The following is an 18,943-nucleotide window of genomic DNA, read 5'->3' as shown; positions in this document are numbered from 1 at the left end:
AACCGCATTCAGAGGACTGAACGCGTCAGGAGGCGGCGGCCACCAGCGCCGAGTAGGGACCCCCGGCCGCCAGCAGTTCCGCGTGCGAACCGAGCTCGGTCACCTTGCCGCCCTCGATGACGGCGACCCGGTCCGCCGCGGCCGCCGTATGCAGCCGGTGCGCGATCGCGATCACCGTGCGCCCCTCGAGCACCGCGCTCAGAGACCGCTCCAGGTCCCGCGCCGAGCCCGTGTCCAGCAGTGACGTCGCCTCGTCGAGCACCAGCGTGTGCGGGTCGGCCAGCACCACCCGCGCCAGCGCCAGCTGCTGCGCCATCGCCGCCGGGACGGCGACCGCCCCGGCGCCGACCTTCGTGTCCAGCCCGTCCGGCAGCCCGGCCACCCATTCCGCGGCGCCGACCGAGGCCAGCGCGGCCAGCAGCCGCTCGTCGGGCCAGTCGCCGGCGGGCAGTGTGAGGTTGTCCCGCAGCGTCCCCGCGAACACGTGGTGCTCCTGGGTCAGCAGCAGGACCTCGCCGCGCAGGACATCGTCCGGCAGCGTCGACACCTCGGCGCCGCCGATCCGCACCGAACCCGACGTCGGCGCCGACATCCCGGCCAGCAGCCGCCCCAGCGTCGACTTGCCCGCACCCGACGGTCCGACGATCGCCAGCCGTTCACCGGCGGGCACCCGCAGATCGATCCCGTGCAGCACCTCGCGGTCCGCGTTGTAACCGAAGCGCACGTCGCGGACCTCGATGTCCTGGCCGCGCGGAGCCTCCGAAACCGAAGCCGCCGAGGAAGGCGGCTTCACGCCCAGCAGCCGTCGCAGCGAAGCCCCGGCGACCTGCATGTCCGCGAGCCAGAACAGCGCCTCGTTCAGCGGACCCGTCATGACCTGCGAATACAGCAGCATCGCGGTGATCGTGCCGAGCCCTTCCCAGCCGTTCGAATAGGCGAGCAGGCCCAGCCCGAGCATCACCGGCACGGGCAGCACGTAGCTGATCTCCAGCGACGGGATCCACCGCATCTGCAGGGCCCGGATCTTGCGCTCGCCCAGCATCGACGCGTCGAGGCCCTCGTGCCCGGCGTGCACGCGGCGGCCGGTCAGGTTCAGCGCCTCGGCCGTCCGCGCGCCTTCCGCGGTCTCGTGCGTGGTCGACTGCAGTTCGGACCAGCGGTCCAGCATCCGCCGCATCACGTCCGGCACCCGCCGCTGGTACCAGATGTTCACCGGTACCAGCAGCGGCAGCGCGACCAGCAGGCCCAGCGCCAGGAACGGCGACGTGATCACCATCGCCACCACGGTGAACACCACGGTGACGGCGGCGATCAGGATCTCCGGCGCGCCGAACCGCACCGCGTGGTCGATCCGGCTGACGTCGGTGGTCGCCCGGCTGAGCAGGTCACCGGTGCCCGCCGCTTCGACCGTGCCGAGCGGCAGGTTCAGCGCGTTCCCGACGAACTCCTCGCGGTTGCGCGCCAGGATCCGCTCGCCGAACACCCGCGCGCGCAGCCGCGCCACGCCCTTGAACCACGCCTGCGCGCCCAGTACGACCACGAACGCGATCGCGAGCCAGGTGATCGTGGTGGTCGTCGTGCCTTCGACGACCTCGTCCACCAGCGCGCCTAGCAGTTGCGGTCCGGCCAGCCCGATCGCGGTCGCGACGCAGAACAGGCCGAGCATCACGGAGAACTCGCGCTTGTTGTCCCGCGCGGTCTCCTTGATCCAGCGTCGGACGTCTTTCTTGTCTGCCAGCGGCAGCTTTTTCATGCGGGCACTTTCGTACTCACGACCTCGTCGGCCACATGTGTCCACAGTGGACTCTGACTGAACACGACGGTGGTCTTGCCGCGCCGCAGTTTCGCGACGCGTTCGGTTATGCGAGCTTCGGTGTGCGCGTCGACGGCCGAAGTCGGCTCGTCGAGCAGCAGGACGTCGGCGTCGGTCGCCAGCGCGCGGGCCAGGTTCAGCCGTTGCCGCTGGCCACCGGAAACCTCACGTCCGCGTTCGCCGATGACCTCGTCGACGCCGTCGGGCAGCGCGTCCACGATGTCCTCGGCGTCCGCCGCGTGCAGCGCCTCGGTGATCCCGACGTCGCCGGGCTCCGCGGGGGTGACCTGCTCGCGCAGCACCCCGGAGAACCAGATGTCCTGGTTGTGCGCGTAGACCACCCGCCGCCGCAGTTCACCGAGGGCGACCCGGTCCACCGGGATCCCGCCGACGAGGGCGGGTTCATCCGGATCGGTGAACCGCGCCATCCGCGAAGCCACCGCCTCGGCATCGGCCCCGACGTCGATGACGGTGAGCTTCCCGGCCTCTGCCTTGATCCCGGACGTCTCGTCGTACAGGTCCAGCAGGCCTTCCGGCAGCGGCACCGGGTTCTCCGGTTCGGCGAGCGTGCGTTCGGTGGACAGCAGTTTGCACACCTTCCGCGCCGAAACCAGCGCGGCGCTCAGCACGCCCGCGAACTCGGTCGCCGTCGTCACCGGGACCACCAGGAACACCGAAACGCCGTAGAACGTGATCAGCTCGCCGACGCCGATGGTCCCGTTGATCGCCAGCTGCGCGCCCAGCCAGGTGATGACCACCGTGACCAGCCCCGGCAGCGCGATCTCCGCCGCCGCGAGCCAAGCCTCGCTGCGCCCGACCTGGACACCGGCCGCCCGGACCCGCTGGCTGGAGCGGCGGAAGCGGTCGAGGAACTGCTTCTCGCCGCCGACACCGCGAAGGATCCGCAGGCCGGAGACGATGTCGGCGGCCAGCGAGTTGACTTCGGTCTTCTCCTCGCGCTGCTTCGTCTGGCGCTTCTCCAGCGGCTTCAGCAGCGGGCCGATGCCGACCACCGACAGCGGGACGCCGACCAGCGCGACCACGCCGAGCAGCGGGGACGTCGTAAGCAGCGCCGTCGCGCACACGATGAACGCGATCAGCGAACCGAAGGCGCGGCCGAGCACCTCGAAGGAGTCCCCGATCGGGTTGATGTCGCTGGTGGTGATCGCGACCACGTCACCGGTGGTGGTCGTGTCCCGCAGGTTCGCGCCCAGCTTCGCGGCGTGCTCGGTGGCGAGCCGCTGCGTGACCCCGGCACCGTGGATCCAGCAGCCGTAGGACGCGAAATGCTGGACCGTTCCCGCGAGCGTCTGCGCGATCCCGAGCCCGGCGGCCGCGAGACCCCACAGCCAGACCGAATCGCCGTCGCCGCGCCCGATCGCGTCGATGCCCCGGCCGATCGCGACCGGCAGCAGGGCGATCGGCAGTGACCACAGTGCACCGCTGATCGCCGAGACGACGAGCAGTCCCGGGCGCGCGAGCATCATCGCGACCAGGTAGCGCCAGGCGGTCGGCTTGGCGGGCAGCCTCAGTCGCGGAAGGGGATATGTGGCGGAAAGCACGATTGTCGACGGTAAGCGGATCACCACCACCGGCGCGACCGATTTATGCGTGGGCGACGGCGAGGTGAACAGACCCCTCACCTACTCTTAGGGCCGTGGCGAACCCTGATGTGGACACCGTGACCAGCACCGTTGACATCCCAGTCGACACCACTGAACGCGCCGGGGCGACTCCCGAACAGACCCAGCCGTACGTCGAGCTCGGCCTCGCCGACGACGAGTACGCCCGGATCCGGGAGATCCTCGGCCGCCGTCCGACCGACGCCGAACTGGCGATGTACTCGGTGATGTGGAGCGAGCACTGCTCGTACAAGTCCTCGAAGAAGCACCTGCGCTACTTCGGCGAGACGGCCACTCCCGAGATGAAGGAGAAGATGCTCGCCGGTATCGGCGAGAACGCCGGCGTCGTCGACATCGGCGAGGGCTGGGCGGTCACCTTCAAGGTCGAGAGCCACAACCACCCGTCCTATGTGGAGCCGTACCAGGGCGCCGCGACCGGCGTCGGCGGCATCGTGCGCGACATCATGGCGATGGGCGCGCGCCCGCTCGCGGTGGCGGACGCGCTGCGGTTCGGCCCGGCCGACGCGCCCGACACCCGCCGCGTGCTGCCCGGTGTGGTCGCCGGCGTCGGCGGCTACGGCAACTGCCTCGGCCTGCCGAACATCGGCGGCGAGCTCGTGTTCGACCCGAGCTACTCCGGCAACCCGCTGGTCAACGCCCTGTGCGTCGGCGCGATGCGCGTCGAGGACCTGCATCTGGCCTTCGCCTCCGGCAAGGGCAACAAGATCATCCTGTTCGGCGCGCGCACCGGCCTCGACGGCATCGGCGGCGTGTCCGTGCTCGCGAGCGACACCTTCTCCGGCGATGAGTCCTCCGGTGGCCGCAAGAAGCTGCCCAGTGTCCAGGTCGGCGACCCCTTCACCGAGAAGGTGCTCATCGAGTGCTGTCTCGAGCTGTTCGCCCAGAAGCTCGTCGTCGGCATCCAGGACCTCGGCGGCGCCGGACTCTCCTGCGCGACTTCGGAGCTCGCGGCCGCCGGTGACGGCGGCATGCACATCTACCTCGACCGGGTTCCGTTGCGCGCCACCGGGATGACCCCGGCGGAGGTGCTGTCCAGCGAGTCGCAGGAACGCATGTGCGCGGTCGTCTCGCCGGAGAACGTCGAAGCGTTCATGAAGGTCTGCGAGAAGTGGGACGTCATCGCCACCGACATCGGCGAGGTCACCGACGGCGAGCACCTGGTGATCACCTGGGACGACGAGATCGTCGTCGACGTCCCGGCGCACACCGTGGCGCACCAGGGCCCGGTGTACGACCGCCCGATCCAGCGACCGTCCACACAGGACGCCCTGCAGGCCGACACCTCGGCGAAGCTGCCGCGACCGTCCACTTCGGACGAACTGCGCGCCGACATCCTCGAGCTGATCGCGTCGCCGAACCAGGCGTCGAAGGAATGGGTGACCTCGCAGTACGACCGCTATGTGCGCGGCAACACCGTGTCCGCACAGCCTTCGGACTCCGGCGTCATCCGGATCGACGAGTCGACCGGCCGCGGCGTCGCCGTTTCCACCGACTGCAACAGCAAGTTCGTCTTCCTCGACCCGTACGAGGGCGCGAAGCTGGCGCTGGCCGAGGCGTACCGCAACGTCGCCACCAGTGGCGCGAAGCCTGTCGCGGTCTCGGACTGCCTGAACTTCGGCGCGCCGACCGACCCCGGCGTGATGTGGCAGTTCGAGCAGGCCGTGCACGGCCTGGCCGACGGCTGTGTCGAACTCGGCATCCCGGTCACCGGCGGCAACGTCAGCTTCTTCAACCAGACCGGTGACGTCGCCATCCTGCCGACCCCGGTGGTCGGCGTGCTCGGCGTGATCGACGACGTCACCCGCCGCATCCCGACCGGTATCGGCGCCGAGGCGGGCGAAACCCTGCTGCTGCTCGGCGAGACCCACGACGAGCTGGACGGTTCTGCCTGGGCGCGCGAACTGCACGGCCACCTCGGCGGACGCCCGCCTCGTGTGGATCTGGCGCGCGAGAAGCTGCTCGCCGACATCCTGATCGCCGGTTCGCGTGACGGCATGATCTCCGCCGCGCACGACGTCTCCGACGGCGGCCTGATCCAGACGCTCGTCGAGACCGTCCTCATCGGACAGTGCGGCGCCCGCGTCTTCCTCGACTCGGAGCAGGACCCGTTCGTGCAGCTGTTCTCCGAGTCCGCGGGCCGGGTGCTGGTCGCCGTGCCGCGTACCGAGGAACTGCGGTTCACCGAGATGCTCACCGCACGCGGCCTGCCGTGGCGCAAGACCGGTGTCGTGGACCCGGAGTCGGGCTCGCTCGAGCTCCAGGACATCACCGAGTTCACCCTGGACGAGCTTCGGGAGCCTTGGGAGCGCACGCTTCCGGCCCTCTTCGACTGAGCTGAAGGGGACTTTCCCCACATAAGACGCGGCGAAGGACGCTTTCCTCCCATCACATGAGGGGAAAGCGTCCTTCAGCCTTCTTTGGACAGGACCGACCCGTCCGGAACCTTCACACCCGAAAGCGACGGCGGCTCCGCAAAAGTAGCTTCACTGAAGTCGACAGCGGTCTCGACGACCAGGTCGTCCAGCAGCACCTTCCGCTCGAAGGTCGCCCTGGCGAGCTCGAACCCACCGTGGATCGTCACGTCCCGCATCGAGAACTTGCCGGCGAGTTCGGCGTCGGTGAGGTCGAGATAGTGCACCTCACTGCGGTCCGCGCCGAACCAGCCGACGCGCCTGCCGAGCAGTTCGATCCGGTCGAGCCGAGCGTCGCTGAGGTTGAGCGACAACGTCGGCCCGGTGGTCCCGGTGTGGGGAAGGACGTCGCGGATCAGCCTTTCGGCCGCGCGCCGCACCAGCCGCTCTCGTTCGGCCTCGGCCTTGTTTTCGTTGTCCCACACGGTGTCGCTCTCGAACTTCGGATGGTCGAACGGCCGCCGCAGGTACGCGCACAAGACGTCGAGCACCGTCTGCCGGTACTCCGGCCGCGTCCTGGCCAGCCCCGCGAGCGAATGCATCGCCCCGACCCGGACCTGGTCGGCGTCGTTGCCCAGCAGTTCGATCGACTTGGCGAAGCGTTCGTCGGAGATCCGGCTGCGCTCGATCTCGTGCCGGTCCTCCTCGGTACGCCGCCGCCGGTCGTTGAGCCACAGCCCGTAGAGCGCGGCGATCGCCCCGCCTGCCAGCGCGCCGGTCTTGAGCGCGTCCCCGCGGCTCGTCGCGCGATCCGTGAGCAGCCACGCCGTGACTCCGATCAACATGGCGACGGACGACAGCAACGTCCACAGCAGTGGTGATTTGAGCAGACTCTTCATCAGTCCTTCACCGTGAGCCGGGCCCGGCCGTCGGGCAGGGTCTCGACGACCCAGCCCGCCGGGAGTTCGTGATCCCTCGCCGGTTCCACCGTCGTGTTGTACAACGACACCGATGCCGGTGCCTTGCGGAACTTCAGGTCGCTGAAGCTCTCGAACCGCGCGCGCCGCAGATCCAGTGCTCCCTTGAACTCGGCGTCGGCGAAGACGGCGTTCTTCGCGAAGACGCTGTCCTTGAAGGACGCCTCGCCCGCGAACACCGTGCCGCGGAACTCGGCGTCTTCGCTGAACTGCACTCCGCTGAACCACGCCCGCTGCTCGAACTTGGCTTCATTGCAGCGGAAGAAGCCGATCTTCTTCTTGTCGGCCGTTCCCGCCCCGGTCAGGTACACCGGCCCGAGGAACACACTGCCGGACAGGTCGGTGCTGCTGTACAAACCCCCGTAGCGCAGCAGGAGCTTGCCGATCTTCCGGTCCGAAAGGTCGAAGTACTCCAGCACCGCCCCGGTCAGGTCGAGGTCGTACCCCCGCGTGCCCTCGGAATCCGCGGCCGGGAGCAGTTCCCCGATGAGGCGCTGGGCGGTCTGCCGCACCTGGAGTTCCTGCTCCTGCTCCTCGTTGCCAGGTTCGGGCAGCTGGTTCCCGGCGCGTTTCGCCGTCTCCTTGTACCGCGGATGCTCGAACGGCCGCCGCAGATACGAGCACAGGATGTCCAGCACGGTCTGCGTGTACACCTTGCGCCCGCGGGCCAGCCCGGCCAGCGCGTGCAAGGCACCCACCCGCACCTGGTCGGCGTCGTGCCCGAGCAGTTCGACGGCTTTCGCGAATCGTTCGTCCGAGATCCGGTCCCGGTCCTGATCCGCCCGCCGCAGTTCGAGTTCTTGCCGCTGCCGCTCGATCTCCTGTCGCCGCTCCTCGACCCGGCGCCGCCGGTCGTTGAGCCACAACGCGTAGAGCGCGACGATGGCACCACCGGCGATGCCGCCGGTCTTCAGCGCCTCGCTGCGGCTGGTCGCCGGATCGGTCAGCAACCAGCCGCCGACGGCGAGCAGCAGCACGAGGGAGACGACGAACGTCCAGAGCAGGGGGGAGCGGAGCAACCGCTTCATACGCTCAGAATACGAAGAAGTTGCGGACACAGAAGGACTTGTCCGGATTGTCGTCCGACGAGATCCCCGAGCCGCTCACCTTCTTGCCCTTCACCGTGCCCTCGATGTCACCGGTGATGAAACCGTCACCGATGCCCGCGGTCGAGGTGACCTCGAGCTGCGACGGCGCCGGGGCCATGATGTCGATCGAGTCGCCCATGGTCGCCTTCATGTCCGCGCAGACCAGCGACAGCGCGCCCGCCTTGTCCCCGGCACTCACCTTGGCCAGGAAGTCCTTGAGGTTCTGGACGCCCTTCGGGTTGCCTTCGGAACCCGTGCCCCCGCTTTCGGTGCTCTTCGGGCTGCTCTTGGGCGCGCTCGACTTCGGGCTGCTCTTCGGCGCGGAAGTCGGGGCCTGGCTCGACGACGACGCGGGCGGCGCGGCCGTGTTGTTGCCCTCGTCCTTGCCGAGCAGGAAGCCCGGCGCGACGAAACCGGTGACCCCGAAGGCGATCAGCACGACCACGCCGATCACGATCCCGATGATCAGCCCGGTCTTGCTCTTCGACGGCGGGGCGGGCGGGCCGCCGTAACCCTGCGGGTAGCCGGGGTTGTTCGGGTCCCAGCCCTGCTGCTGTGCGTTCGGATCCCAGCCCTGTTGAGGCTGCTGCGCGTTCGGGTCCCAGCCTTGCTGGGGCTGCTGCTGATACTGCTGCGTCTGATCCCAACCCTGCTGGGGCTGCTGCTGGTACTGCTGGGTCTGGTCCCAGCCCTGCTGTTGTCCGTACTGCTGAGGCTGACCGTACTGCTGGGTCTGATCCCATCCACCCTGCTGCGGAGGGCCGCCGGGCTGCTGTCCCTGGGGGTCCTGGCCGTAGGGCTGGCCTGGCTGGGGTGGGTAGGTCATCGGTCACGCCTTCCGTGCTGGGGCCTGAGGCTGGAGATCAGACGACCGGCGGTCAGCGCTGGTTCCGGATCCGCCCGTGCCAGGGGTTTCAGGGGGAAGGTACCTCGCGCGCGAAAGCGGCTCCCGGCCGAGGCCGAGAGCCGCTTCTTCACGAAATGCGCAGCTCAGCCGTTGGCCAGTGCCTGCAAGCGGTCGTAGGCGCCGTTGAAGGTGTTCTGGTCGAGCGGGCTCGAGGTGTACTGCCACACGGTGTAGAAGCCCCAGCCGTTGGGAAGGGCGCCGACGGAGGACGCGTACCGCGCCACCCACAGCGGGACCGTGCCACCGAAGTTCTGCGACGTGCCGACACAGGTGTTCCACCAGCTCGTCGAGGTGTAGATGACGGGCCAGCGGCCGGTGCGCTGCTGGTAGCGGTCGTGGAAAGCCCGGATCCATGCCCCCATGGACGCCTGGCTCAGGCCGTAACAGGTCGCGCCGTACGGGTTGTACTCCATGTCCAGCGCGCCCGGCAGGGTCTTGCCGTCCTTGGACCAGCCCCCGCCGTTGTTGACGAAGAAGTCCGCCTGCGCAGCGCCGCCGGAGACGTTGGGCAGGGCGAAGTGGTACGCGCCACGGATGAAGCCCTGGCCGTAGGAACCGTTGTACTGCTGGGCGAAGTACGGGTTCTTGTAGCTCGTGCCCTCGGTGGCCTTCGTCCACACGAAGCGCTTGCCCTGACCCCACCAGTAGGCCCAGTCGACATTCTGCTGGTAGCTGGCGACGTCCATCCCCGCGACGGTCGCGAGCACGCCGGCTTCGGGCTGCGGCCGGGCCGCCTTTTCCTTGGACTCCGGGGTGGAGGTGTCGCCCTCGACCCGCCGGATCTGCGATCCGATCGTGTGGTCGTTCTGCTGGAGATCCTGTTCGATCGACATGATCTCCGGGGACGGGGCGGCCGACGCCTGGACCGTGCTGCCGAGCAGGAGCAGCGCGGAACCGACGGCGATGGTGACTCTTCGGGAAGTGCGCATACGACAATCCCTTCACGGATAACCCTCGCTGAGGACGGCTAACTTGCAGGTGGTAGCCGTCCGGGCACGATTGTTGACGACGAGTGCCGGGTTTGTCACTAACTTCCGTGAAATTGGTACTATGCGTGGGTGATTTTCATTTCCAACTAGGTGGTGCTTTGTGATCTTGTAACACCCTGCGGGGTGAGCGTTCAGCCGAACGACAGCGCGCGTACGCGATCTTCCGTGCCGTTGAACCAGTTCTGGTCGCCGGGCAGGCTTCCCTTGTTCGAGAACTGCCAAATGGTGTGGGTCTTCCAGCTGGCGGGCAGCTCGCCGATCTCCGTGTTGTAGCGCGCTACCCACAGCGGGTTCTGCCAGAACACGTTGCTGTTGCCGGTGCAGCGCTTCCACCAGCTCGTCGACGTGTAGATCGCCGGATGCCGCCCCGTCCGCCACAAATAGGTCTCGGCGAACGACGCCATCCACGCGACCATTTGCGCGGCCGTCTTGCCGTAACAGGTTTCGCCGTACGGGTTGTACTCGACGTCGAGCGCACCCGGCAGGGTCTTGCCGTCCTTGGACCAGCCGCCGCCGTGGTCGACGAAGTAGTGCGCCTGCGCGGCGCCGTCCGAGATGTCGGGACGCGCGAAGTGGTACGCGCCGCGGATCATGCCGACGCCGTAAGAACCGTTGTACTGCTGGGGAAACCGGGGATTGACGAAACCGGTGCCCTCGGTGGCCTTCACGTAGACGAATTTCCCGCCCGTCCTGGCCGCGCCGGGCCAGTCGACGTCGCCCTGATGTCCGCTGACGTCGTGGCCGAGCGTCTGCGCTTCGCCGCCGTACAGCGGCCCCACCGACACAGTGACGCCTTCGTGCAGCGCGATCTGTGAACCGGCGTAGTGCTCCTCGGCCCCGTCGTATCTGGGCCCCGCTTCCCACGCGACGGCGGGGGTCTGCGCGAGCAACAAGACCCCCGCCGCGAGGACGGCCCCCCAGCCTTTTGAACACACTCTGCGACTCATCACGTCGCCACGATCCCCCGGGAAAAGGGAATCAGCGACTCGAACATCACCCGAAAGAGTGCCGTTCAGGCCGAATAAATTGGGCCGAGTGGGTTAACCGAGGCCTAACGACGCTCGTCTGAAAGGGCTTTGTCGAGGTGCTCCGATCCGACGATCGCGGTGAGCCGATCGTGCGGATTGATGGTCACCGGATGACCGGCGAGCAGCGGGACCATGTCCCGGCCCAGCACCGCGCGGGCGTGCGGCCATTCGCGCGGGACCAATGCCTTGGCCGTGTACGCCGGCACCAGCACCTGGCCGTCGGTGTTGTGGAAGCCGATCACCGTGCGCTGCACCGGGGAAAGGGCGTAGACGAACAGCGTCGAGTCGAGGAAGACGCGCGGCAGGTCGGCGGCCGGACGGTGGTTCGTGCGCACCAGCTGCAGCAACTGCTCGAGCTCGTTGCGCGGCTCCGGGAAACCGAGCGCCTTGGGCGAGGGGCGGTACCGGTCGTTGGGGTGGAAGTCCTCGACGATCTCGCCCGTCCCGTTCACCGGGTACGCGCCCACGACCGCCCAGGACGGCACCGGGCCGTCGGGATCGAAGGCCTCGTCGATGACATAAAGCCAGCTGTTCGGATTGGCCTTGGCGTTGGCGCGCATCTCTTCGGTGATCTTCGGCTTGCCCGGTTTCCGCTTGCCCGCCGGGCTCGACGCCAACCGATCCGCCTCGTCCCGCTGCGCCATCGCCATCCCCACGTTCCGGGTGCCTGAAGGTTTGTTCGCGCTCACTCTACTGTTCTCCCATGGCCTCTTCGCGTTCGGTCGACCCCGCTGAGTTACGTGCCGCGATCACGGCGATTTCCCCCTGGTTGAGCGGATCCGGTCCGGAACCGGCCCGTACCGAGCTGGCCGCGGCCGTGCGGCTGAGCCTGCGGACGCTGGCCGCGGACGCGCCGGGGAAGAGTGTCGAAGTGCGGGTGCCGCCGTTCGCGGCGGTGCAGTGTGTCGAAGGGTTGCGGCATACGCGCGGGACACCGCCGAACGTCGTCGAAACGGATCCGCGCACGTGGTTGGAACTGGCGACCGGGCTGCTCGGCTGGGCCGACGCCGTCGGATCGGGGCGGGTCACCGCCTCCGGGAGCAGGGCCGATCTGGCCCACTGGCTGCCCTTGGTCCGCCTCTGAAACGAGGAACGGTCCGTTCCCCGTACCAGGGAACGGACCGTTCGCCGGGACCTAGTTCTTGCGGCCGATGCCGCCGGAGATCGTCCGCTGGGCGGTGTTCAGATCCTTGATCCGCGGGCCGTCCGGCCACCAGTCGGCGCACAGCTTGACGCCGGGCTCGACCATCTCGAGGTCGTGGAACAGCTCCTCGATCTGGGCCTTGGTGCGGAAGGTGCCCGAGCCCATCGGGCTGTGGATGAAGAAGTCCTCCATCTTGCGCGCGACCTCGGACAACTCGTCCTGCGGGTCGGAGAAGTGCGAGATCGCCACGTACGAACCCGACGGCAGCGCGTCGATGTACTTCTTCATGATCTTGGCGGGCTCTTCCTTCGGCCCGTTGTAGTGGTGCAGCGTCCCTAGCTGCAGCAACGCGACAGGCTGCGTGAAGTCGATGTGCCGGACGACGTCCGGATTCGCCAGGATCCGCTCCGGCTCGAAGATGTCGTCCGAGACGAAGTGGGTGTTCTCGTTCTCCTCGAGCAGGGCGCGCCCGTGGGCGAGCACGACCGGGTCGTTGTCGACGTAGACGACCTTGATCTCGGGGTTGATCCGCTGCACGACCTGGTGCGTGTTCTCGGCCGTGGGCAGGCCGGATCCCAGGTCGAGGAACTGGGTGATGCCCGTCTGGCTGGCGAGGAACCGGCACGCGCGGATCAGGAAGCCGCGGTTCTCGGTCGCCAGGTCCTGCGCCTCCGGGGCGGCCTGCTGGACCTTGCGCAGCACCTCCCGGTCGATCTCGTAGTTGTCCTTGCCGAGAAGGAAGGCGTCGTACACCCGGGCGATGCTGGCCCGGGTCGGGTCGACACCCACAGGCACTCGTTCCGTCCGGGGCGGGGCGTCGGGCATCTTGAACCTCACAAAACTGTGTCGGAAGTCTCGGGCTCTACGTAGAGTAGAACCACGTACGCGACGGGTAAACCGAGCCATCCCTGTCGTGTCGAGGTCCAAACGTGTACTTTCAGTAATCGGCTAGTTCCCCTGTGAGTGTTGACGTACGAAAGGTCCCCGGTCGATGAACGCGGTCACCCCGTCCGGCGGTGAGCAGTCCCTGGGCCCCACCGCGCGGCGGATGATCCTCGGCTCACAGCTCCGCCGGATGCGCGAGGACGCGGGGATCACTCGCCAGGAAGCCGGCTACAGCATCCGGGGTTCCGAGTCGAAGATCAGCCGTCTCGAACTCGGCCGCGTGGGCTTCAAGGAACGCGACGTCGCCGATCTGCTGACCATGTACGGGATGACCGATCCCGACGAGCGGCAGCAGTTTCTCGACATGGTCAAGGAGTCGAACGAGCCGGGTTGGTGGCGCCGCTACGGCGACCTGATGCCGAGCTGGTTCAACGACCTCGTGGGACTCGAAGAGGCCGCGGCCCGGATCCAGGTCTGGGAGCCGCTGTACGTCACGGGTCTGCTGCAGACCGAGGACTACGCGCGGGCGATCATGAGCCACGGCCGCAAGGACATGGTCAACGAGCAGATCGACCGCCGGGTCGCGCTGCGGATGCGGCGCCAGAAGATGTTGTCCCGGCCGGACGCGCCGCGGTTGTGGCTGGTGCTCGACGAGTCGGTGCTCCACCGCCCGATCGGCGATCGCGAAGTGCTGAAGGGCCAGATCGACTACCTGCTCGAGATGATCCAGCAGCCGAACATCTCGGTCCAGGTCCTCCCGTTCGACCGGAGCGGCTACTCCGCCGACAGCGCGTTCTCGCTGCTCAGGTTCGCGGAAGAGGAACTCCCGAACATCGCGTACACCGAATACCTGACCGGCGCGCACTACATCGACAAGCGCGACGAGATCGAGCGGTACAGCCGGGCGCTGGACATGCTCGCCGTCGACGCGGAGACGCCGGACCGCAGCCGCCAGATGCTCTTGAAGCGCCGCGCGGATATCTAGCCGCTCACCGTTGTGGGGTTCTCCGCCGTCCTGGGGGCGGCCGGGGTTTTCTTGCGTGCACCCGAGAACACCGCCACGAGCGGTAGTTGTTCACCCAATGGGGTCGATAGTCCTCACGCGTTAGTGGGACGCGCAGGGACCTTTGTCATCACCGTACGCGAATACTGCAAAAACTTCTGCACGTGCATTTACCGCTGCAGGCACACGTGCTAACTTTGGGATCACAGGCAAATGCACATGCAGATGCATCGCCCGAAGCGTTTTCGGGGAAGGTGGGGACCATGGCTGAACAGTTCGACAACGGCATCCCGGCCGATCGTCTGACCGGCGCGCGGTGGCGCAAAGCGAGTTACAGCAACGCGATCGGCAACTGCGTCGAGGTGGCTCCGCTCGCCTCCGGAGAGATCGCGATGCGCAACTCGCGTTTCCCGACAGGGCCGGCTCTGATCTACACCCAGGCCGAGATGGCCGCGTTCCTCGCGGGTGCCAAGGACGGCGAATTCGATGATGTTCTCGGGTGACACCATCACCGCGGAAATCACCGACATCGAAAGCGGCCTGCAGGAACTGATCCACCGCGGGTACCAGTTCGTGCACCCGTGCGACGCGAACGGCGAGGTCCTGGCCGTGGTCGGCGTGCGAGTCCACGACAACGTGGTCGACGTGGTCCGGCTCAACGCCGAGGACGATGTCATCGCGACCCGCATGCCCGGCACCGAGGAGGACATCCTCGAGCCGGAGATGTGGCTGTGGCGGTCCGCCGGCGACGCGGCGACGGTGCTGACGGCACTGCTCGCGCTCCCGGACGAGCGGACGCCCGGCTCGCTGTATCTCCCGGAGTCCGCGTCCAAGGGCTGTTGGGTCCCCGGCCGCGGCGGCACCTCGAAATGGCTCGCCGCCGGTTAGTCACCGGCGCCCTATGCACAGTCGACCGCCTCTGTCGAGGGGGAGCGGTCGGCTGGTCGGGGGTCGTGAGTGACGGGTCTTGACACCCGCTCGTCACTCACGGTCATCACCCAAAGCGTGTCCAGTGCCACGTCGCACGGCGCGTTGATCTCCGGCCCACCGTTTACACTGGTGGCGGCCTGCCCTCTTCTCCCTGGGAGCACCTCGGTGGTTTCCGACCCGTCCCTCGCCGGACAGCCCGTGACCGACCAGCCCGATCCGGAACCCCGCGAGGAATGCGGTGTCTTCGGCGTCTGGGCGCCCGGAGAAGAGGTCGCGAAGCTGACCTACTACGGGCTCTACGCACTTCAGCACCGCGGCCAGGAAGCGGCCGGCATCTCGGTCTCCGACGGTTCGCAGATCGTCGTCTTCAAGGATCTCGGCCTGGTAAGCCAGGTGTTCGACGAGCAGGTCCTGCAGTCGCTGCAGGGACACATCGCCGTCGGGCACTGCCGCTACTCGACCACCGGCGCGACCATCTGGGAGAACGCGCAGCCGATCTTCCGGACCACCGCGACCGGTAGCGGACTCTCCTTCGCGCACAACGGCAACCTCGTCAACACCGCCGAGTTGCGCGATCGCACCATCGAAGCGGGTATCAAACCGCACCTCGGCCTGACGGGTTCGTCCAGCGACTCCGACCTGGTGTGCGGGCTGCTCGCGGCCAACGCCGCCGACAAGGGCATCGAAGCCGCCGCGCTGGAACTGCTGCCCACCCTCAAGGGCGCCTTCTGCCTGGTCTTCGCCGACGAGTCCACGCTGTACGCCGCGCGGGACCCGCACGGCGTGCACCCGCTGGTGCTCGGCAGGCTCGAACGCGGCTGGGTGGTCGCGAGCGAGACGGCCGCGCTGGACATCTGCGGCGCTTCGTTCGTCCGCGAGGTCGAGCCCGGTGAGCTCATCGCGATCAACGCCGAAGGCCTGCGCTCCTCGCGATTCGCGAACCCCGAGCCCAAGGGCTGCGTCTTCGAGTACGTCTACCTCGCGCGTCCCGACACCTCGATCGCCGGCCGCAGCGTGCACGCCACCCGCGTCGAGATCGGCCGCAAACTCGCCGGCGAGCATCCGGCCGACGCCGACCTGGTCATGCCGGTGCCCGAATCCGGCACCCCGGCCGCCATCGGGTACGCGCAGGGCTCCGGCATTCCCTACGGCACGGGCCTGGTGAAGAACGCCTACGTCGGCCGCACCTTCATCCAGCCTTCGCAGACCATCCGCCAGCTGGGCATCCGGCTGAAGCTGAACCCGCTGCGCGACGTCATCCGCGGCAAGCGGCTCGTCGTGGTCGACGACTCCATCGTCCGCGGCAACACCCAGCGGGCGCTGGTCCGCATGCTGCGGGAAGCCGGTGCGCTCGAGGTGCACGTCCGGATCGCGTCGCCGCCCGTCCGCTGGCCGTGTTTCTACGGCATCGACTTCGCCTCCCGCGCCGAACTGGTGGCCAACGGCGTCGACCTCGACGGCATCCGCCGCTCCATCGGCGCCGACACCTTGGGCTACATCTCCCTGGACGGACTCGTCGCGGCTTCGGAGCAGCCGAAGTCGCGGCTGTGCACCGCCTGCTTCTCCGGCGAGTACCCGATCGCGCTCCCCGAGGACGCCCTGATCGGGAAGCACCTGCTGGAGAGCTTGGACTCGGTCAATGGCGCGGCGAAGCCCGTCAGCCCTGCCGGGTACGGTGCTGAAGACGCCATCCGGCGTCCCTAGTCCTTTCTTCCAGAGTTGGAGTCCGCTTCCGTGAGCGAGTCCACGAGCGCCACGTACGCCGCCGCCGGGGTCAGTATCGACGCCGGTGACAAAGCCGTTGAGCTGCTCAAACCGCACGCCGAGAGGGCCACCAGGCCCGAGGTGATGGGCGGGGTCGGCGGTTTCGCCGGGCTCTTCTCCCTGAAGCTGGACAAGTGGAAAGAGCCGGTGCTGGCCTCGTCGACCGACGGGGTCGGCACCAAGATCGCCGTCGCGCAGGCGCTCGACAAGCACGACACCGTCGGCATCGACCTGGTCGCGATGGTCGTCGACGATCTGGTCGTCACCGGTGCCGAGCCGCTGTTCATGCAGGACTACATCGCCGTCGGCAAGGTCGTGCCGGAGAAGATCGCGGCACTGGTCGGCGGCATCGCCGAAGGGTGTGTCCAGGCGGGCTGCGCGCTGCTCGGCGGCGAGACCGCGGAGCACCCCGGCCTGATGGGCGAGCACGACTACGACCTGTCGGGTACCGGCATCGGCGTCGTCGAGGCGTCGAAGGTGCTCGGCCCGGAGCGGGTCCGCCCCGGCGACGTGGTCCTCGCGCTCGGCTCGTCCGGCCTGCACTCCAACGGTTACTCGCTCGCCCGGCACGTGCTGCTGGACATCGCGCGGATGCCGCTCGACGGGCACGTCGAGGAGTTCGGCCGCTCGCTCGGCGAGGAGATGCTGGAGCCGACCAAGATCTACGCGAAGGACTGCCTCGCGCTCGTCGCCGAGGCCGACGTCCGCACGTTCGCGCACGTCACCGGCGGTGGACTGGAACAGAACCTCGCCCGGGTCATGCCGCGCGGCCTGGTCGCGAAGCTCGAACGCGGCACCTGGACCCCGGCGCCGGTGTTCGCGCTGATCGGCCACCGCGGCAAGGTCGAACGCGCCGAACTGGAGAAGACGTTCAACATGGGCGTCGGCATGGTCGCGATCGTCGGCCCCGACGACGTCGACAGGGCGCTGGCGATGCTGACCGCGCGGCACGTGCCGGCGTGGATCCTCGGCGACGTGCAGCCCGCGGAAGACCCGGACGGCCCGCGCGCGGTGCTTTCCGGCGACCACCCGCGTTTCTGAATTCGTTTGGGTCTTGGTGACACACTGGGTCCGTGGCTGATGACGTGGTGATCGGCACCCGGTTCGTGATCCCGGGTGCCGAATTGAGCGAACGGTTCTCCCGGTCTTCGGGTCCGGGTGGGCAGGGCGTGAACACCACGGACTCGCGGGTCGAACTCTCCTTCGACGTGGCCGGTTCGGCTTCGGTCCCGGAACATCTCCGGGCCCGGATGCTGGACCGGCTTTCGTCGCGTCTGGTGGACGGCGTCGTCACGATCGCCGCGTCCGAACATCGTTCCCAGCTGATGAACCGGGAAGCCGCGCGGGCGCGGCTGGTGATGCTGCTGGTGGACGCCTCGGCGCCCCCGGCCGCCAAGCGGCGTCCCACCAAACCTTCGAGAGGTTCGAAGGAACGCCGCCTGGCCTCGAAGAAACGCCGCGGCGATGTCAAGAAGTCACGCCGTGGTGGTTACTCAGACGATTGACAGGTGCACGCATTCGGCCACGGTCTTGAAGCCGACCCGGCCGTAGACGCGTTCCGCCTGCCCGGCGCCCGGCGTCAGGAACACCGAGTCGCCGCCACGGGCATGGGCCTCCCGGGTCAGGTGCTCGGTCAGCGCCGCTGCGATCCCGCGTTGCCGGTACCCGTCGAGAATCCCGATCCCCGCGATTTCACTCGCGCCGTCGAGGATCGCCGTCGCGACCCCGCCACCGACACATTCACCGGATCCGGTGAGCGCCATGACCGAGATCGTCTCGCCGTTCAGCTGGGCGGGTGACGGCTCGACGTGCTCGCCGGGGTCGGGTTCGCCGAACGCCACGTTCTGCGCGCGGATCATCAGCCGGAGTTCGGCGGGTGTCACGGGCGTCTTCAGGGCGATCCCGGCGGGAATCGGCTGCTCGACGACCTGCCCCGGCGGGCAGACCATCAACGGAATCCGCCGCTCCAAGGCGTAGCCGCCTTCGACGAGCACGGCTTCGGCCTCGGGAGCGGCCTCGGTCAGGAACTCCAGCCGCGGCGTGAGCCCGCGTGCGCGGAACGCCTCGGTCAGCTTCGCGACGTCCTGCGCGGAGGGCGTCTCGCCGTTGTCCGGGATCGCGTAGTTGAGGAACATGTGGTCGTTCCCGGTCGTGTAGGTGGCCAGGAACGGCCCGATCCGCTCGGTTTCGCGGAACTTCGCCGCGGTGGTGCGGATGTAGGACTGCAAAGCGTCGATCGTGTCTGAACGCACTGGTGGAAAGCCTTTCGGGCAAGGAGAAGAGACGCACGGGAGGACCCGCGTGCGTGATGGAGCTGGCGTAGGCGCCGGCTAGCTCGTGCCGACGCCGCTGGAGGCGTCAGGCATGAGGCATCCCTCTTTCCCGATAGGTAGGGCTTTCGCGATCACTTTCGCACGGTGG

Annotated in this window: 18 protein-coding genes; 8 read left to right on the top strand and 10 right to left on the bottom strand. The window is 68.1% G+C overall.

The annotated features are described in order from the left end of the window. Positions 1 to 25: 25 nt before the first annotated feature. A complete protein-coding gene (locus HDA45_RS18950) occupies positions 26 to 1,753 on the bottom strand; it encodes an ABC transporter ATP-binding protein (protein WP_184897149.1) in 1,728 nt (575 codons plus the stop codon). Then, the gene (locus tag HDA45_RS18945; protein WP_184897147.1) at positions 1,750 to 3,375 is read right to left on the bottom strand and encodes an ABC transporter transmembrane domain-containing protein; all 1,626 of its coding nucleotides are present in this window, start codon (positions 3,373 to 3,375) and stop codon (positions 1,750 to 1,752) included. The genes HDA45_RS18950 and HDA45_RS18945 overlap by 4 nt, the downstream gene beginning before the upstream one ends. A 119-nt stretch (positions 3,376 to 3,494) precedes the next feature. Here HDA45_RS18945 and purL point away from each other — a divergent pair, with 119 nt between their 5' ends. Further along, positions 3,495 to 5,789 carry a phosphoribosylformylglycinamidine synthase subunit PurL gene (gene purL, locus HDA45_RS18940; protein ID WP_184905791.1) on the top strand — a complete coding sequence of 765 codons (2,295 nt, stop codon included), beginning with the start codon at positions 3,495 to 3,497 and terminating at the stop codon, positions 5,787 to 5,789. A gap of 74 nt (positions 5,790 to 5,863) precedes the next feature. Here the strand turns inward: purL and HDA45_RS18935 are convergent, their stop codons facing one another. From HDA45_RS18935 to HDA45_RS18910, 6 genes are all read right to left on the bottom strand, one after another. After that, positions 5,864 to 6,706, bottom strand: coding sequence for a hypothetical protein (locus HDA45_RS18935; RefSeq protein WP_184897145.1), 843 nt, complete (start codon positions 6,704 to 6,706; stop codon positions 5,864 to 5,866). Next, positions 6,706 to 7,812 (bottom strand): pentapeptide repeat-containing protein, encoded by a 1,107-nt coding sequence (locus HDA45_RS18930; protein ID WP_184897143.1) that lies wholly within the window; start codon positions 7,810 to 7,812, stop codon positions 6,706 to 6,708. Before HDA45_RS18930 ends, HDA45_RS18935 begins: the two co-directional genes overlap by 1 nt. A 4-nt stretch (positions 7,813 to 7,816) precedes the next feature. Next, positions 7,817 to 8,698 carry a Twin-arginine translocation protein TatA gene (locus HDA45_RS18925; RefSeq protein ID WP_184897141.1) on the bottom strand — a complete coding sequence of 294 codons (882 nt, stop codon included), beginning with the start codon at positions 8,696 to 8,698 and terminating at the stop codon, positions 7,817 to 7,819. A gap of 164 nt (positions 8,699 to 8,862) precedes the next feature. Next, a complete protein-coding gene (locus tag HDA45_RS18920) occupies positions 8,863 to 9,708 on the bottom strand; it encodes a lysozyme (RefSeq protein WP_184897139.1) in 846 nt (281 codons plus the stop codon). A gap of 191 nt (positions 9,709 to 9,899) precedes the next feature. Further along, the gene (locus HDA45_RS18915; RefSeq protein WP_184905789.1) at positions 9,900 to 10,715 is read right to left on the bottom strand and encodes a lysozyme; all 816 of its coding nucleotides are present in this window, start codon (positions 10,713 to 10,715) and stop codon (positions 9,900 to 9,902) included. 104 nt (positions 10,716 to 10,819) lie between these two features. Beyond that, the gene (locus tag HDA45_RS18910; protein WP_184905787.1) at positions 10,820 to 11,446 is read right to left on the bottom strand and encodes a type VII secretion system-associated protein; all 627 of its coding nucleotides are present in this window, start codon (positions 11,444 to 11,446) and stop codon (positions 10,820 to 10,822) included. 53 nt (positions 11,447 to 11,499) lie between these two features. On the opposite strand from HDA45_RS18910, the gene HDA45_RS18905 reads away from it, so the two are divergent. After that, positions 11,500 to 11,880: a sterol carrier family protein gene (locus HDA45_RS18905; RefSeq protein WP_184897137.1), complete on the top strand. Its 381-nt coding sequence runs from the start codon at positions 11,500 to 11,502 to the stop codon at positions 11,878 to 11,880. A 51-nt stretch (positions 11,881 to 11,931) separates the two neighbouring features. Here the strand turns inward: HDA45_RS18905 and HDA45_RS18900 are convergent, their stop codons facing one another. Then, positions 11,932 to 12,729: an SAM-dependent methyltransferase gene (locus HDA45_RS18900; RefSeq protein WP_184897135.1), complete on the bottom strand. Its 798-nt coding sequence runs from the start codon at positions 12,727 to 12,729 to the stop codon at positions 11,932 to 11,934. Between the two features lie 202 nt (positions 12,730 to 12,931). Here HDA45_RS18900 and HDA45_RS18895 point away from each other — a divergent pair, with 202 nt between their 5' ends. The 6 genes from HDA45_RS18895 (at position 12,932) to arfB (ending at position 18,027) form a co-directional block, all read left to right on the top strand. Further along, the gene (locus tag HDA45_RS18895) at positions 12,932 to 13,810 is read left to right on the top strand and encodes a helix-turn-helix domain-containing protein (protein WP_184897133.1); all 879 of its coding nucleotides are present in this window, start codon (positions 12,932 to 12,934) and stop codon (positions 13,808 to 13,810) included. Positions 13,811 to 14,091: 281 nt separating this feature from the next. Further along, positions 14,092 to 14,331 carry a DUF397 domain-containing protein gene (locus tag HDA45_RS18890; protein WP_184897131.1) on the top strand — a complete coding sequence of 80 codons (240 nt, stop codon included), beginning with the start codon at positions 14,092 to 14,094 and terminating at the stop codon, positions 14,329 to 14,331. After that, the gene (locus HDA45_RS18885) at positions 14,315 to 14,716 is read left to right on the top strand and encodes a hypothetical protein (RefSeq protein WP_184897129.1); all 402 of its coding nucleotides are present in this window, start codon (positions 14,315 to 14,317) and stop codon (positions 14,714 to 14,716) included. Before HDA45_RS18890 ends, HDA45_RS18885 begins: the two co-directional genes overlap by 17 nt. 207 nt (positions 14,717 to 14,923) lie before the next feature. Continuing rightward, positions 14,924 to 16,462, top strand: a complete 1,539-nt coding sequence (gene purF, locus HDA45_RS18880) for an amidophosphoribosyltransferase (protein ID WP_184897127.1) — start codon at positions 14,924 to 14,926, stop codon at positions 16,460 to 16,462. 30 nt (positions 16,463 to 16,492) lie between these two features. Continuing rightward, positions 16,493 to 17,563, top strand: a complete 1,071-nt coding sequence (gene purM, locus HDA45_RS18875; RefSeq protein WP_184897124.1) for a phosphoribosylformylglycinamidine cyclo-ligase — start codon at positions 16,493 to 16,495, stop codon at positions 17,561 to 17,563. A 32-nt stretch (positions 17,564 to 17,595) separates the two neighbouring features. Next, the gene (gene arfB / locus HDA45_RS18870; protein ID WP_343072103.1) at positions 17,596 to 18,027 is read left to right on the top strand and encodes an alternative ribosome rescue aminoacyl-tRNA hydrolase ArfB; all 432 of its coding nucleotides are present in this window, start codon (positions 17,596 to 17,598) and stop codon (positions 18,025 to 18,027) included. Here arfB and HDA45_RS18865 read toward each other — a convergent pair. Then, entirely contained in the window at positions 18,016 to 18,774 is a 759-nt protein-coding gene (locus tag HDA45_RS18865; protein WP_184897122.1) for a GNAT family N-acetyltransferase, read from the bottom strand. The two genes, arfB and HDA45_RS18865, sit on opposite strands and share 12 nt — an antisense overlap. Between the last annotated feature and the right edge of the window lie 169 nt (positions 18,775 to 18,943).

The organism is Amycolatopsis umgeniensis, assembly GCF_014205155.1.
GTDB classification, from domain to species: Bacteria; Actinomycetota; Actinomycetes; order Mycobacteriales; family Pseudonocardiaceae; genus Amycolatopsis; species Amycolatopsis umgeniensis.
The sequence above is the reverse complement of the archived record's forward strand: the minus strand, read 5'-3'. Positions and strand labels throughout refer to the sequence as shown.

What these genes read in the sequence shown, in the direction of transcription:
- HDA45_RS18895 (WP_184897133.1), top strand. Translation starts at nt 12,932, where the DNA reads ATGAACGCGGTCACCCCGTCCGGCGGTGAGCAGTCCCTGGGCCCCACC.
- HDA45_RS18915 (WP_184905789.1), bottom strand. Translation starts at nt 10,715, where the DNA reads ATGAGTCGCAGAGTGTGTTCAAAAGGCTGGGGGGCCGTCCTCGCGGCG.
- HDA45_RS18905 (WP_184897137.1), top strand. Translation starts at nt 11,500, where the DNA reads ATGGCCTCTTCGCGTTCGGTCGACCCCGCTGAGTTACGTGCCGCGATC.
- HDA45_RS18930 (WP_184897143.1), bottom strand. Translation starts at nt 7,812, where the DNA reads ATGAAGCGGTTGCTCCGCTCCCCCCTGCTCTGGACGTTCGTCGTCTCC.
- HDA45_RS18885 (WP_184897129.1), top strand. Translation starts at nt 14,315, where the DNA reads ATGATGTTCTCGGGTGACACCATCACCGCGGAAATCACCGACATCGAA.
- HDA45_RS18890 (WP_184897131.1), top strand. Translation starts at nt 14,092, where the DNA reads ATGGCTGAACAGTTCGACAACGGCATCCCGGCCGATCGTCTGACCGGC.
- HDA45_RS18950 (WP_184897149.1), bottom strand. Translation starts at nt 1,753, where the DNA reads ATGAAAAAGCTGCCGCTGGCAGACAAGAAAGACGTCCGACGCTGGATC.
- HDA45_RS18935 (WP_184897145.1), bottom strand. Translation starts at nt 6,706, where the DNA reads ATGAAGAGTCTGCTCAAATCACCACTGCTGTGGACGTTGCTGTCGTCC.
- HDA45_RS18925 (WP_184897141.1), bottom strand. Translation starts at nt 8,698, where the DNA reads ATGACCTACCCACCCCAGCCAGGCCAGCCCTACGGCCAGGACCCCCAG.
- HDA45_RS18920 (WP_184897139.1), bottom strand. Translation starts at nt 9,708, where the DNA reads ATGCGCACTTCCCGAAGAGTCACCATCGCCGTCGGTTCCGCGCTGCTC.
- HDA45_RS18910 (WP_184905787.1), bottom strand. Translation starts at nt 11,446, where the DNA reads ATGGCGATGGCGCAGCGGGACGAGGCGGATCGGTTGGCGTCGAGCCCG.